Raw genomic sequence first — 13,544 nt, forward strand, 5'->3', positions numbered from 1 at the left:
TGACCGTGCGCCTCTACCTCTTCCCGGCTACAGATCAGCGCACGATGAACGAGTTCAAGCGCACGATCGACGTGCTCCGGCGCACGATGAACGAGCTCGAGCGCACGATCGACGAATCGCGGGCTACTTGAGACCGTTCTCGTAGGCGAAGACGACGGCCTGCGCGCGGTCGCGCAGCTGCAGCTTGCCGAGCACGCTGCTCACGTGCGTCTTCACGGTCTGCTCGGAGACGAACAACTCGGTCGCGATCTCCCCGTTCGACTTGCCGTCCGCAACCAGGTCGAGGACCTCTCGCTCGCGCGGGGTGAGCACGTCCGCGGCGCGGGACGGCGTCCGCCCACGGGACCGACGCGCGGTCACCTCGGTGATCAGGCGTCGGGTGATCGACGGCGCGAGCAGAGCCTCGCCTGCCGCGACCACGCGTACCGCGCGCACCAACTCCTCCGCCGGTGCGTCCTTCAGCAGGAATCCTGACGCTCCGATGCGGAGGGCCTCGTAGACGTAGTCGTCGATGTCGAAGGTGGTGAGCATCAGGACCCGGGTCTCGCGCTCGGTGCGATGTGGCCCGAGGATCTGTTCGGCGGCCCACAGTCCGTCCCGCTGAGGCATCCGGACGTCCATCAGTACGACGTCGGGCTGGAGCCGGGTGACGACCTCGACGGCCGCGACCCCGTCGGCGGCATCGCCCAGCACGGAGATGTCCTCCTGGGCGGCGAGCAACGCCGAGAACCCCTGACGCACCATGGCCTGATCATCGGCGATCACAACGGTGATGGGCACGAGGTGCAGCCTAGTGGGTACCGGGTCGGTCTCCGGCGGAGGTCGGCACTCCGGCGGACGTCGCCGACCCCTCGATCGCTGGACGGTCGCCCGACACCGTCGGCGTCTCGTCGATCATCCGGATCGTCGCCTCGCCCAGCGGGATCAGGGCCCGGACGGCGAATCCCCCGTCCGGGGTCGGACCGGCCCCGAGGGTGCCACCCACGGTCTTCGCGCGGTCGATCATCCCGGGGATACCGGCACCCCCGCCGGAGAGACCCATCGGCGCCGCGGTGGCGACCGAATTGCGCACACCGACCTCGAGACCCGCTGTGCCGTGAGCGATCACGCGAACGTCTATCCGCGAACCGGGCGCATGGCGGGTCGCGTTGGCCAGGGATTCCTGGATGATGCGGTACACCACAAGCGCGGCGGTGTCGCCGACCAGCGAATGATCCAGCTCGTCGACCAGGGTGACCTCGGCACCGGTCCGGCGCGTCGCATCGACCAGTGCCTCGATGTCGTCGAGCCCGGGATTGGGTGCAGCCGGTGCGTCACCCTCGAGCCGGAGCACGCCCAACAACTGGCGGACCTCGTTCAGCGAGGTGCGCGCAGCGCTGGCGATCTCGTCGAACTCGCCGGCAGCCTCGTCGCTCACCTCGGAGAGGCGGTAGCGGGCGGTCTGGGCCATCACCACCACCACCGACATCCGATGGGCGACGACATCGTGGAGATCTCGCGCGATCCGGGCCCGCTCCTCCAGGACGACCTTCTGCGACTCGGCGAGTTCGGTCTCCTCCGTGCGCGCGCGCAGCTGGCGACGGGAACGGACCAGGAATCGGATCAGTGCCACCACGATGGCGAGGAACGTGAGCCCGAAGGCCCAACCGAGTCCGTCGTTGCCGGGGGCCGCGAAGTAGATGACCAGACAGGTGCTGACCCAGACCACCGGCAACCAGGTCAGTGGTCCGCGGAGGTAGGTGCAGGTGGTGAGGACCAGCAGCACGATGAGATGCGTCACCTGGATCGACCAGGGCCATCCGTTGGCCGTCGGGATGATGAGGCCGATGACCTGCGCAGACACCACGGAGACAGCCCAGCCGACCGTCGGTGCGGCCCAGGCGAGCGCGAGGGGCAGGGAGGCGAACGCCGCGACCACCGGAAGCGTGTACGCAGGCAGTTCGTGGGTCAGCGGCAGGGTCGGCCAGGCAATCGAATACATGACGAGCGCGGCGAACAGGAAGAACCAGTTGACTCGCGACGAGAAGTACCGCTGAACTGCGGGATCCTGGGCAGCGGGTAACTCGGAGAGCTCTCGCATCATCGCAGAACCCGCGGCCACCACCCCTCGCCGCAGTCGGTGGGGCCGACCGTCCGCACGCCGCGATCTGTACCGTCGAAACATGTTCATCACCTCGAGCACTCACGGTAGAGGGCGCTGCCCGACGAGTCCTCATACTTCTGAGTGATCTCGTCTGTCCACCGTCGGGATGAGACCCGGGGGTCGGATCACGCCCGGATCGAGTCGAGAACCGGACCGACGGGCGATGTCCGATGAGAAGTCCGCGAGCAGTGTGACCGTCATGCGAATCCGAACCCGACTGTCCACTGCCCGTGATCTGTTGCTGTCCCTGATGCGCCGGATGCTGACCATGGCGTCCGGGTCCGTCCGTCTCCACCGCCGGGTCCATCTCTCTCCCAAGACCATCGGCACCACGTTGGCGATCATGATCGCCGGCGTCGGACTGGCGATCGGTACCGCACGCGCCGACGCCCTGCACCGCGAATCCATCGGCACCGACAGTGGCGGAACCGTCGATCGTGTCTCCGCCCACAGCCAGGAACCGCACGACGCCAGGGTGATCCGTCTCCTCACCGGCCGCCATCCGGCCGACAGCGTCGCGGCGCTGCCTGCCGACTTCGTCGCCGAGTTCGGTTATCGCCCGAGGATCGTCGACGGCTACCCGACCAACCCGACCGGAGATGGCTGCTCGTCGCCGCTCCCGATGCCCACTCACTTCGAACAACTCTGCCGCACCCACGATTTCGGCTACGACGTATTGAGACACGCTGAGCGGGCGGGGCATCCGCTCGGCGGTTGGGCGCGTCGTGACCTCGACAGAATGCTCGCCGACCGGATGCAGCGCTCGTGCACGAACAGCACCTGTGTCGCCGCCGCCGAGTCGGCGCGACTCGCGCTGGCGGTCAACACCTGGCGACAGCACGACGGACCCCCTCGACCGGAGGACACCGAGCAGATCCTCACGTCCGGCGCGGCACGCGTCTGGTCGGCGGTCACCGACGTCCGTTCCGGGGTGCCGGCGTGAGCCGGCGCCTGCCACGACACCACCCACCAACTGATCCGATCTCGGTAGGTGCTGCCGTCGGCGCGCTGATCGCGCTGTATCCCGGTGGGATGCCGCGCGAGGCGACCGTCTCCGGACTGGTCGTCGCCCTGTTCACCGCCGTGGGTACGTTATTCGGCCTGGCGTGGACGCACATCCGTTGCCGCACCGGACATCATGTCCCGAGAACCGGACAGCTGGCGCTCGGCGCAGCCGTGACCGTCGGCGCGATGAGCATCGCGACCACGCTGTGTCAGAACGTCATCCGTGGCGATCTCGGACTACCTGCTGCCGGTGTGGGGTGGTGGGCGATCACCATCGGGCCGGCCGCGATGATCGTCGCCGCGCTGGCATACGTTCCCCGGATCACCGCAGCGGTGGTCTCGATGATCGCGGCGTTGCTGGCCGGCTACGTCCCCGCGTCCACCGCCGAGTCCACCGCGCCGGCAGCGCCGTCGGCAGCATCGATGTCGTCGCCCGACGCGATCGCCGCCGCGCAGATGTCTTCGCCGGACGCCCCGGTGATCTACGGTGCACTCGACCGGCAGAGCCTCGCAGCGCGGGCGGTGGCGGTGGTGAACGAATGGCTCGACGGCGGCGGCGCCGACGACCGCGCGGTACTGCTCGCCGTCCCCACCGGGTCGGGCTGGGTCGACCGGTCGGCAGTGCACGCCTTTCAGCGACGGTTCGACGGCCGGGTCTCGACGCTGGCCCTGCAGTACGCCGACGAGTCCTCATGGCGGGCTTTCGTCCAGGATCGCGGCGGGGCGGGCCGGTCGGCGATCGCTCTACTGGACGCGCTCCGGGCCGCCCGCGACCGCGACGCCGGACGTCGCTGGCCGCCGATCCACCTCTATGGGCAGAGCCTGGGCGCGATCGGCGCGGAGTCGGCCCGCGTCTGGGCCGACACCCATCACCCGGGCCTGGTCACCGCGACCATGCTCGCCGGTGTCCCGGGCGACACCATCGACCCGGTTCCCAGCGGATCACCGCGGACCATCGTCGCCAACCGGTCCGATCCGGTACCGCGGTGGTCACCCGCACTGCTGTGGCGGCCACCGGTGCCGCCAACCGATGCACGAGCTGTGGGTGCAACCGTGCATCGCATGCCGTGGGTGCCCGTCCTCGACTTCGTACAGACCAGCGTCGACCTGCTGGCCGCACTCGACGTCCCGGCGGGAGCCGGACATCGGTACGGCGCCGAGCAGTCGTCGACCACCTCGCTCTCGGACGGGTGAGACGCTGGTTCGACGACGCGGCCGCGTGGGTCGACACCGCTGGGTCACCGACCACGACGAGGCCGGCCGGTCGGGATGTTCGGACCGGCCGGCCTCGGCTGTCAGGTGATGGGTGTCGGCTCAGCCGACGGGGCCGCGCGCGGCCTCGTACGAGGCGCCGACGCGGTACAGCCGGTCGTCGGACAGGGCTGGAGCCATGATCTGCAATCCGACGGGCAGTCCGTCGTCGGAGAGCCCTGACGGCACCGACATCGCGCCGATGCCGGCCAGGTTGACCGGCAGGGTCGCGAGGTCGAACAGGTACATGGCCAGCGGATCGTCGACCTTCTCCCCGATCGGGAAGGCGGTGGTCGGTGTGGTCGGCGAGACCAGGACGTCGACGTTCTCGAACGCGTCGGTGAAGTCACGTGAGATCAGCGTTCGCACCTTCTGCGCTTGCCCGTAGTAGGCATCGTAGTAGCCCGACGACAGCGCGTAGGTGCCGATCATGATGCGGCGCTTGACCTCCGGGCCGAAGCCGGCCTCACGGGTCAGCGCCATGACATCCTCTGCGCTGTGACTGCCGTCGTCGCCGACGCGCAGGCCGTATCGCATCGCGTCGAAGCGCGCCAGGTTGGACGACACCTCGGACGGCAGGATCAGGTAGTAGGCCCCCAGCGCGTAGCTGAAGTGCGGGCAGGACACCTCGACGACATCGGCACCGCGAGCGGTGAGCACGTCGACCGCAGCTCGGAAGGACGCCTGCACGCCCGCCTGGTAGCCCTCGCCCTGCAGTTCCTTGACGACACCGATCCGGACGCCCGCGAGATCCTGCTCGGCTCCCGCGCGGGCGGCACCGACGACGTCGGGCACGGGCACGTCGATGGAGGTCGAGTCGCGCGGGTCGTGTCCGGCGATCACCGAATGCAGCAACGCGGTGTCGAGGACCGTTCGGCCGCAGGGACCGCCCTGGTCGAGCGATGACGCGCAGGCCACCAGGCCGTAGCGCGAGACGGTGCCGTACGTGGGCTTGACGCCGACCGTCGCGGTCACCGCAGCCGGCTGCCGGATCGATCCACCGGTGTCGGTGCCGATCGCCAGCGGCGCCTGGTAGGAGGCCAGCGCCGCGGCGCTGCCGCCACCCGAGCCACCGGGGATGCGCGTGGTGTCCCACGGGTTGCGTGTCACCTGATAAGCGGAGTTCTCGGTCGAACTGCCCATCGCGAACTCGTCCATGTTGGTCTTGCCGAGGATCGGGATGCCGGCCGCACGCAGGCGGGCGGTCACGGTCGCGTCGTACGGCGGGACCCACCCCTCGAGGATCTTCGAGCCACAGGTCGTCGGGGCGTCGACGGTGGTGAAGACGTCCTTGAGGGCGATCGGCACACCGGCCAGCGGCGAGGGCGCCTCGCCCGCGGCCACCGCGTCGTCGGCTGCCTTCGCGGCGACGAGCGCCTCGGCTCCGCTGACGTGCAGGAAGGCACCGAGTTGGTCGTCGACCTCGGCGATGCGGTCGAGATGGGCCTGGGTGACCTCTACCGACGAGACCTCACGGCTCGCGATCTTGTCGGCGAGATCTGCGGCCGACAACCCGGTCAGGTCGCCGGCGGCGCGGGGGGCGGCGGTCACTGCTCTTCTCCCAGGATCTGCGGGACGGCGAACCGATCCTGTTCCACGGCGGGTGCGCCGGACAGGGCCTGATCGGTGGTCAGTCCGGGCACCACGACGTCGGCTCGGAGTACGTTCGCGAGCTCGGCGGGATGCGCGGTGCCGGGCACCTCGTCGGCAGCGACCTCGGAGATCTGGGCGACATGCGCGAGGATCGAATCGAGCTGCCCCGCGTACTGGTCGAGTTCCTCGTCGGTCAATGCCAGCCGGGACAGCCGCGCGAGATGGGCGACCTCCTCGCGGGTGATGGCGGAGCCGGTGTCGCCGGACATGTCGATCGCTTCCTTTCTCCTGGCCGATCGATGACCCCACAAGACTAGTCGGGTACCGATGAGCATCCGCGACCGCCGACGCCGACAGTCGGCGGTAGCCGGCCCGACCCCGATCCGCGACCGGTCGATTCGTCCACCCGGACCCTCCCCCGGGTCGTACGCTGGACAGGTGATCATCGTCACCACCAACGACATTCCCGGCTACCGGATCGCGCACGTGTTCGGCGAGTGCTTCGGGCTGACCGTGCGGTCCCGCCACATCGGCTCCAACATCGGAGCCGGGTTCAAGGCGATGGCGGGCGGCGAGCTGAAGGGCATCACCTCGCTACTGCACGAGTGCCGACAGGAGGCCCTGCAGCGCCTGGCGACGGAAGCCGAGCGTCGGGGCGCGAACGGTGTGGTCGCGTTCCGGTTCGAGACCACCGAGTACGGCGGCACGGGTATCGAGGTCTGCGCCTACGGCACCGCAGTCGGCATCGAGGCGGCGCCCTGACGTGAGCGGGGTGGTCGGCGCGGTGCGACAATGGCCCGCGTGTCCTACCTCCTACGGGTTTCGCTGACCGACCGTCCCGGCAGTCTCGGTGTGCTCGCCGTGCAGCTCGGCAAGGTGGGTGCCGACATCCTGTCCCTGGAGGTGGTCGAGCGCGGTGACGGGTTCGCGGTCGACGACCTGGTCGTCGAGGTGGCCCCCGGCTCGCTCCCCGACACCCTGATCACCGCTGCCGAGAAGGTGCAGGGCGTCCACGTCGACTCGATCCGGCCGTACTCCGGTGTGCTCGACACCCATCGCGAGCTCGAGCTCGTCGATCGTGTCGCGACCGCTGGGCGCGACCGGCTTCAGGTACTGGTCGACAACGCGCCGCGAGTGCTGCGCGTCTCCTGGGCGACCGTCATCACCAGCGCCAGCGGCGGCGTGCTGCAACTCTTCGGCAGCTCCGGTGCCCCCGAGACCCCGTTGACCCGTGCCGACTGGTTGCCGATCACCCGGGCCGCTCAGCTCGATCCCGACGCCGAGTGGGTGCCGACAGCCTGGCAGGACATGGACACGCGTCTCGCGGCTGCTCCCCTCGGCTCCGGTGACCGGGCCGGCGAGCGGGCGATCCTGCTGGGACGCATCGGCGGGCCCGACTTCCGGCCGTCCGAGGTGGCCCGACTCGGCTACCTCGCGGGCATCGTCTCCACCGTCCTGCGCTCGGATTCCTGACCCACCAGCTGTTTTCGTAGTACGAAACGACTCCGGGAGTCGTTTCGTACTACAGAATCGGCACCGGTCGCGCTACGACTCGGCGCGCTCAGGGCCTTCGCCGGTCTCGAGAAGCACCTTGAAGGCGTCCTCGTCGAGGATCGGGACCCCGAGTTGTTCCGCCTTCTCGGCCTTGGACCCCGGTGACTCGCCGATGACCACGTAGTCGGTCTTCTTCGAGACCGACCCCGATGCTTTCCCGCCGCGCTGGAGGATGGCCTCTTTCGCGCCGTCGCGAGAGAAGTCCTGCAGCGATCCGGTGACGACGATGGTCTTGCCCTCGAGTGTCCGGGCGATGGACTCGTCGCGCTCGTCCTCCATGGAGACCCCTGCCGCACGCCACTTCTCGACGACGTCTCGATGCCAGTCGACAGCGAACCAGTCGTGCACACTCTGCGCCAGCGTCGCGCCGACCCCTTCAGTGGCCGCCAGTTCCTCGGCGGTGGCGTCCTGGATGCGTTGCAGCGAACCGAATTCGGTCGCCAGGGCGCGCGCGGCGGTGGGGCCGACATGACGGATCGACAGGCCGACGAGGACTCGCCACAGCGCAACCTCCTTGGCGCCGTCCAGATTGGCCAGCAGGCGTTTGCCGTTGGCCGACAGTGCGCCGTTCTTGGTGACGAACAGGTCGGTCCGGGCGAGGTCGTCGGCATTGAGCGAGAACAGATCTCCCTCGTTGGTGATCACCCCCGACGTGAGCAACGCCGTGGCCGCCTCGTAGCCGAGCGCCTCGATGTCGAAGGAACCGCGCCCGGCCAGGTGGAACAGGCGCTCCCGCAACTGCGCCGGGCACGATTCGGCGTTGGGGCATCGGATGTCGGCGTCGCTGTCCTTCTCCGGCCGCAGTGCTGTTCCGCATTCCGGGCAGTGCGTGGGCATCACGAACTCGGTCTCACTGCCGTCGCGGAGGTCGACGACGGGCCCGAGCACCTCGGGGATCACGTCGCCGGCCTTGCGGATGGTGACGGTGTCTCCGATCAGCACCTGCTTGCGCCGCACCTCGGACTCGTTGTGCAGGGTGGCGCGTGACACCGTCGACCCGGCCACCAGCACGGGTTTCAGCACAGCGAACGGGGTCACCCGACCCGTACGTCCGACACCCACCTGGATGTCGAGGAGCGTGGTGGTCGCCTCCTCGGGTGGGTACTTGTAGGCGATCGCCCATCGGGGTGCGCGGGATGTCGACCCGAGCCGACGTTGCAGGGTCACGTCGTCGACCTTGACGACGATGCCGTCGATCTCGTGTTCGACGTCGTGCCGATGCTCGCCCCAGTAGACGATCTTGTCGAGGATCTCGTCGGTGGAGGTCAACCGGGTGGTGTGCGCCGACACCGGCAGACCCCACTCTCCGAGTGCCAGGTACGCGTCGTGCAGCGACTCCGGTCGCCAGCCCTCGGTGTGTCCGATTCCGTGGCAGATCATCCGCAACCGTCGGCGGGCGGTGACCTGCGGATTCTTCTGACGCAGTGAGCCCGCGGCCGAGTTGCGCGGATTCGCGAACGGGGCCTTGCCGTCCTCCACCAGCGAGGCGTTGAGCGCCTCGAAGTCCTCCACGCGGAAGAAGACCTCACCGCGCACCTCGAGCACCGCGGGGATCGGGTAGTCGTCGGTGGCCGTGAGTCGCTGTGGGATGTCGTCGATGGTGCGCGCGTTGAGCGAGACGTCCTCACCGGTGCGACCGTCGCCACGCGTGACGCCTCGCGTCAGGACACCGTTCTCGTAGACGAGGGCCAGTGCGACGCCGTCGATCTTGAGCTCACACAGGTACGCGGTGTGGGGCCCGGTCTCGTTCTCGGTGCGATCCACCCAGGTGCGCATCTCGTCGGAGTCGAAGACGTTGTCCAACGACAACATCCGCTCCAGGTGGTCCACCGCGGTGAACGCGGTGGAGAACCCGCCGCCGACCAGCTTGGTCGGCGAATCGGCCACGGCCAGTTCGGGATGCTCGGCCTCGAGCTCCTGCAACTGACGCAGCAGGTGGTCGAACTCGCCGTCGGTGATGACGGGGGCATCCTTGACGTAGTAACGGAACTGGTGCTCGCGGATCTCGTCGGCCAGCGTCGACCACTGTTCGCGAACGGCCGCGCCCGTTCCCTGCTCTTCCACGTCGTCTGACACGTCCCGAGCCTATCGAAGCCGACCGACATCGATCCCCCGACTCGGGAGTAGCGGATCACGCGCAGCCGGCCGCGCAGCCCACTATCCTGGCCGGCATGGCCCACGAGATCATGTTCGACGACGCGGACCCGATCCTGGGCCGCGTCCGTGAGGTGGCGCTGGCACTCCCGGAAGCCACCGAGGTCGTCGCACACGGTCGCCCGACGTTCCGCTGCGGCAAGATGTTCGGCAACTACGGCGGGATGGTCAAGGGCGGTCCGCGCCACGACCAGTCGATCCTGTTCATCCCCGATGCCGCCGAACGCGAAGCGCTGCTGTCGGACGAGCGTTTCTTCCTGCCCGCCTATCTGGGCCCCTACGGCTGGCTCGGTCTGCTCCTCGAGGAGGACTCCGACTGGACCGAGGTCGGCGAGCTGCTCGACGCGAGTTACCGGTCGGTGGCGCCGAAAAGGGCGATCGCCGAACTCGACGCCCGCTGACCCACCGGACACTGCCTGCCGACGAGGTGGGGCCCGCTTCGGCCTCAGACTGCGGTCGGGTCCTCCGCGAGCGCCTGCGCGGCGCGCGCACACAATCCGAGTGCAGTAACCGACCACATCGGGGTGGCGCCGGCGAGCCCGCAGGTCGGTGTGACGATCACGTTGCGCGCCAACACCTCCCGATCGAGTCCGATCCGATCGACCAGTGCGGCCAGGCGACCGGCGACCTCGTCCGCGTGCAGCGGGCTCGACTGTTCGGTGCTGGGCACGATCCCTGCGACCAGCAGTGCCCCGCGATCGACGAGACCGCCGATGCCGTCGAGATCGGCGGTCGTCAGTGCGGTGACGTCGAGCGAGAAGCCGGCTGCGGGCAGTTGGTCGATCAGATCCCAGCGTGGGGTGTCGCAGCTGTGTACGACGACCGGATGCCCGAGCTTCTCGACGAGCCCCGAGAGCGCCTCCGCCACATCGGCCACCGGGACCGGCGGGACCGTGTCCAGACGGCTCAACGGGGTCACCCGACCGTCGATCACGGCGCCGACCGACGGTTCGTCGATCTGCACCAGGACCTCGACGCCCAGGCGACGGACCACTTCTGCTGCGTGCACACGCAGGCCCTCGGTGGTCGACTCGACGAGATCGGTCCACGCTCCGCGATCGCGGATCGCCTTGTGACCGCCCCCGGCCTCCACCGACGCGGCGAGTGTGAAAGGTCCACACGCCTGGATCTTGAACGGCCGTGCCGTGCCGATGAAACCGGCCCCGTCCCAGAGCTCTTCGATCGCGTCGAGGTCTCGGCGCAGGAGTTCGTCGGCACGTCGGCTCACCGCAGACGGACGGGCCGACAGACGGTACCCCCGGCTCGACACGTCCAGCGGGATGTCGACGAGCAGCGCGGCCATCCGGCCGATGAGATCGGCTCCCAGACCGCGGGACGGCAATTCCGGCAGGAACGCGAGATCGAGCTCTCCGGTCACGATCTCGGCGGCCTGCGTGGGCGCAACCTGCGGCATCGATCCGACACCGGTGCCCAGACCGGCGAACGGACTGCTCACGCGTCGAGGGATGCCGGGGTGGCCGGAACCGGGCTGGTCGAGCGGATCCGCCCCGAGCCGACCACCAGGTCGCCGGAGTCGGCGTCGGGCAGGTACGCGACGGCGGCCTGACCGCGGGCGACGCCGGTCAGCGGTTCGGACAGGGCGATGTCGAGGCCGGGCACACCATCGACCTCGGTCGGGGTGACCACCGCGGGTGCGAGTCCGCCGTGTGCGCGGACCTGGACCATGCATTCGATCGGCCCCTCGGGTGCGACGCCCGAGGTCCACACCGCCGGACCCGCGGTGATCCGCCAGATGTGCAGATCCTCGGCCGCGCCGACCGTCACGGTGCCCGACTCAGGATCGATCCCGGTCACGTAACGCGGCCGACCGTCGGCGGCGGGGGCGTCGATGCCGAGGCCCTTGCGCTGACCGATGGTGAAGCCGTGGACGCCCTCGTGGTCGGCCAGACGGTCACCGGTGGCACCGTCGACGACCGCACCCGGCCGGATACCGATGCGCGCCCCGAGGAAGGCACGCGTGTCGCCGGTCGGTATGAAACAGATGTCGTGGGAGTCCGGCTTGTCGGCCACGGCCAGTCCGCGATCGGCCGCCTCTGCGCGGATCTCCGACTTCGGGCTGTCGCCGACCGGGAACAGGGCCCGGGACAGCTGGTCGGCGGTCAGCACTGCCAGCACATACGACTGGTCCTTGTCGTCGTCCACGGCCCGACGCAATTCGCCGTCGACGAGCCGCGCATAGTGACCGGTCGCGAGTGCATCGAAGCCCAGCGCGATCGCTTTGTCGGCCAGAGCCGCGAACTTGATCTTCTCGTTGCAGGTCAGGCACGGATTGGGCGTCTCACCGACCGCATATGCGTCGACGAACTCGTCGATGACGTCTTCCTTGAAGCGATCTGCGAAGTCCCAAACGTAGAACGGGATACCGAGGACGTCGGCAGCCCGGCGCGCATCGTCGGCATCCTCTCGTGAGCAGCATCCGCGCGAGCCGGTGCGCAATGCGCCGGGCGCCGTCGAGAGCGCCAGGTGGACGCCGACGACGTCATGCCCCGCCTCGACCGCACGTGCCGCGGCCACCGCCGAGTCGACTCCGCCGCTCATCGCGGCCAGCACACGCATCAGTTTCCCTTCCCGGCCGGCGACGACACGAGACCGGCCGCGCGGGCCCGCTCGACCACGGGCACGATGACCTCGGCCACCGCATCCAGGTCGGCGTCGGTGGTGGTCGGCGCGAGCGAGAAGCGCAGCGAGCCGCGCGCGGTGGCGACGTCGAGGTCCATGGCGAGCAACACATGGCTTGCCTGTGCGACACCGGCGGTGCAGGCCGAACCGGTGGAGCATTCGATCCCGTTGGCGTCCAGGAGCATCAGCAGCGAGTCGCCCTCGCATCCCTCGAACGAGACGTGCACGTTGCCGGGGAGGCGGGCGTCGCCGAGTGGACCGTTGACCCGGGTGTCGGGGATGGCCAGCAGGATCTCGAAGAGCCGGTCCCGAAGGGCGGCAACGCGATCGATCGACTCGGGCAACGCGTCGACCGCCACCCGGAGTGCCGCCGCCATCGCCGACGCGCCGGCCACGTCCTGTGTGCCCGAGCGGATGTCGCGCTCGTGACCGCCACCGTGCAGCAGCGGGACACACGGCACGTCACGACGGATGAGCAGGGCGCCGACGCCTTGCGGTCCACCGAACTTGTGGGCGGCGATGCTCATGGCCGACAGCCCGCTGGCGGCGAAGTCGACCGGCAGGTGTCCGACCGCCTGGATCGCATCCGAGTGGACGGGGACACCGAACTCGGCGCCGAGTGCGGCGATCTCGGCGATCGGCTGGATCGAGCCGACCTCGTTGTTGGCCCACATCACCGAGATCAGGGCCGTCTCGTCGGCGTGCTCCGACAGTTCGGCGCGCAGGCCCGCGACCGACACCACCCCGAAGGCGTCCACCGGCAGGACGACCAACTCGGCGTCGTCCTCGTCGGCCAGCCACTGCGCGGGGTCGAGCACGGCATGGTGTTCGACCGCGGAGACGATGACGCGTCGGCGGCGTGCGTCGGCGTTGCGGCGCGCCCAGAAGATGCCCTTGACGGCGAGGTTGTCGGCCTCGGTGCCGCCGCCGGTGAAGATCACCTCGGACGGTCGGGCGCCCACCGAACCTGCGATGGCCTCGCGGGCCTCCTCGAGCCGCCGACGTGCCCACCGGCCCGACCCGTGCAGCGACGACGCGTTCCCGACGTGGGCGAACACGGCAACCATCGCCTCGGCGGCCTCGGGCACCAGGACGGTGGACGCGGCGTGGTCGAGGTAGACCGGTGCCCGGGACGGCACCGTCTCGTCAGAACGGCTGCTGGACATATGCGTCAAGGATAAACGCGACGACACCACCGACCAAT

General features: G+C 69.3%; 13 protein-coding genes. 5 read left to right on the forward strand and 8 right to left on the reverse strand.

From position 1 onward, the window contains the following. Positions 1-123: 123 nt before the first annotated feature. Complete coding sequence (locus tag GS4_RS00735; protein WP_007616476.1) at positions 124-780, reverse strand: response regulator; 657 nt, start codon at positions 778-780, stop codon at positions 124-126. Positions 781-790: 10 nt separating this feature from the next. Then, a complete protein-coding gene (locus tag GS4_RS00740; RefSeq protein WP_007616477.1) occupies positions 791-2,164 on the reverse strand; it encodes a sensor histidine kinase in 1,374 nt (457 codons plus the stop codon). Between the two features lie 178 nt (positions 2,165-2,342). On the opposite strand from GS4_RS00740, the gene GS4_RS00745 reads away from it, so the two are divergent. Both GS4_RS00745 and GS4_RS00750 read left to right on the forward strand, forming a co-directional pair. After that, the gene (locus GS4_RS00745) at positions 2,343-3,086 is read left to right on the forward strand and encodes a hypothetical protein (protein WP_245555526.1); all 744 of its coding nucleotides are present in this window, start codon (positions 2,343-2,345) and stop codon (positions 3,084-3,086) included. Next, positions 3,083-4,342, forward strand: coding sequence for an alpha/beta-hydrolase family protein (locus GS4_RS00750; RefSeq protein ID WP_007616480.1), 1,260 nt, complete (start codon positions 3,083-3,085; stop codon positions 4,340-4,342). Before GS4_RS00745 ends, GS4_RS00750 begins: the two co-directional genes overlap by 4 nt. 120 nt (positions 4,343-4,462) lie before the next feature. On the opposite strand, the gene gatA is transcribed toward GS4_RS00750, so the two are convergent. Continuing rightward, entirely contained in the window at positions 4,463-5,950 is a 1,488-nt protein-coding gene (gene gatA / locus GS4_RS00755; protein ID WP_007616482.1) for an Asp-tRNA(Asn)/Glu-tRNA(Gln) amidotransferase subunit GatA, read from the reverse strand. Continuing rightward, entirely contained in the window at positions 5,947-6,261 is a 315-nt protein-coding gene (gatC, locus tag GS4_RS00760) for an Asp-tRNA(Asn)/Glu-tRNA(Gln) amidotransferase subunit GatC (protein WP_007616484.1), read from the reverse strand. The genes gatA and gatC overlap by 4 nt, the downstream gene beginning before the upstream one ends. A 169-nt stretch (positions 6,262-6,430) precedes the next feature. Between gatC and GS4_RS00765 the strand changes: the two genes are divergently transcribed. Beyond that, on the forward strand, positions 6,431-6,754 hold the full coding sequence (locus GS4_RS00765) for a YbjQ family protein (protein ID WP_007616487.1): 324 nt from the start codon (positions 6,431-6,433) through the stop codon (positions 6,752-6,754). A gap of 30 nt (positions 6,755-6,784) precedes the next feature. Then, the gene (locus GS4_RS00770) at positions 6,785-7,465 is read left to right on the forward strand and encodes an ACT domain-containing protein (protein ID WP_007616490.1); all 681 of its coding nucleotides are present in this window, start codon (positions 6,785-6,787) and stop codon (positions 7,463-7,465) included. A gap of 72 nt (positions 7,466-7,537) precedes the next feature. Here the strand turns inward: GS4_RS00770 and ligA are convergent, their stop codons facing one another. Continuing rightward, entirely contained in the window at positions 7,538-9,622 is a 2,085-nt protein-coding gene (gene ligA, locus GS4_RS00775; protein WP_007616492.1) for an NAD-dependent DNA ligase LigA, read from the reverse strand. A 95-nt stretch (positions 9,623-9,717) separates the two neighbouring features. Here ligA and GS4_RS00780 point away from each other — a divergent pair, with 95 nt between their 5' ends. Continuing rightward, positions 9,718-10,101 (forward strand): MmcQ/YjbR family DNA-binding protein, encoded by a 384-nt coding sequence (locus GS4_RS00780; protein WP_040508912.1) that lies wholly within the window; start codon positions 9,718-9,720, stop codon positions 10,099-10,101. 44 nt (positions 10,102-10,145) lie between these two features. Here GS4_RS00780 and GS4_RS00785 read toward each other — a convergent pair whose 3' ends face one another. Genes GS4_RS00785 through GS4_RS00795 form a run of 3 tightly spaced genes read right to left on the reverse strand, consistent with a single transcriptional unit; the run spans position 10,146 to position 13,506 of the window. Next, positions 10,146-11,156: a uroporphyrinogen decarboxylase/cobalamine-independent methonine synthase family protein gene (locus tag GS4_RS00785; RefSeq protein ID WP_007616498.1), complete on the reverse strand. Its 1,011-nt coding sequence runs from the start codon at positions 11,154-11,156 to the stop codon at positions 10,146-10,148. Further along, positions 11,153-12,277 carry a tRNA 2-thiouridine(34) synthase MnmA gene (gene mnmA / locus GS4_RS00790; protein WP_007616500.1) on the reverse strand — a complete coding sequence of 375 codons (1,125 nt, stop codon included), beginning with the start codon at positions 12,275-12,277 and terminating at the stop codon, positions 11,153-11,155. Before mnmA ends, GS4_RS00785 begins: the two co-directional genes overlap by 4 nt. Beyond that, complete coding sequence (locus GS4_RS00795) at positions 12,277-13,506, reverse strand: cysteine desulfurase family protein (RefSeq protein WP_051989572.1); 1,230 nt, start codon at positions 13,504-13,506, stop codon at positions 12,277-12,279. The genes mnmA and GS4_RS00795 overlap by 1 nt, the downstream gene beginning before the upstream one ends. Between the last annotated feature and the right edge of the window lie 38 nt (positions 13,507-13,544).

Source organism: Gordonia soli NBRC 108243, from assembly GCF_000334455.1.
In the GTDB taxonomy this organism is placed as follows: domain Bacteria; phylum Actinomycetota; class Actinomycetes; order Mycobacteriales; family Mycobacteriaceae; genus Gordonia; species Gordonia soli.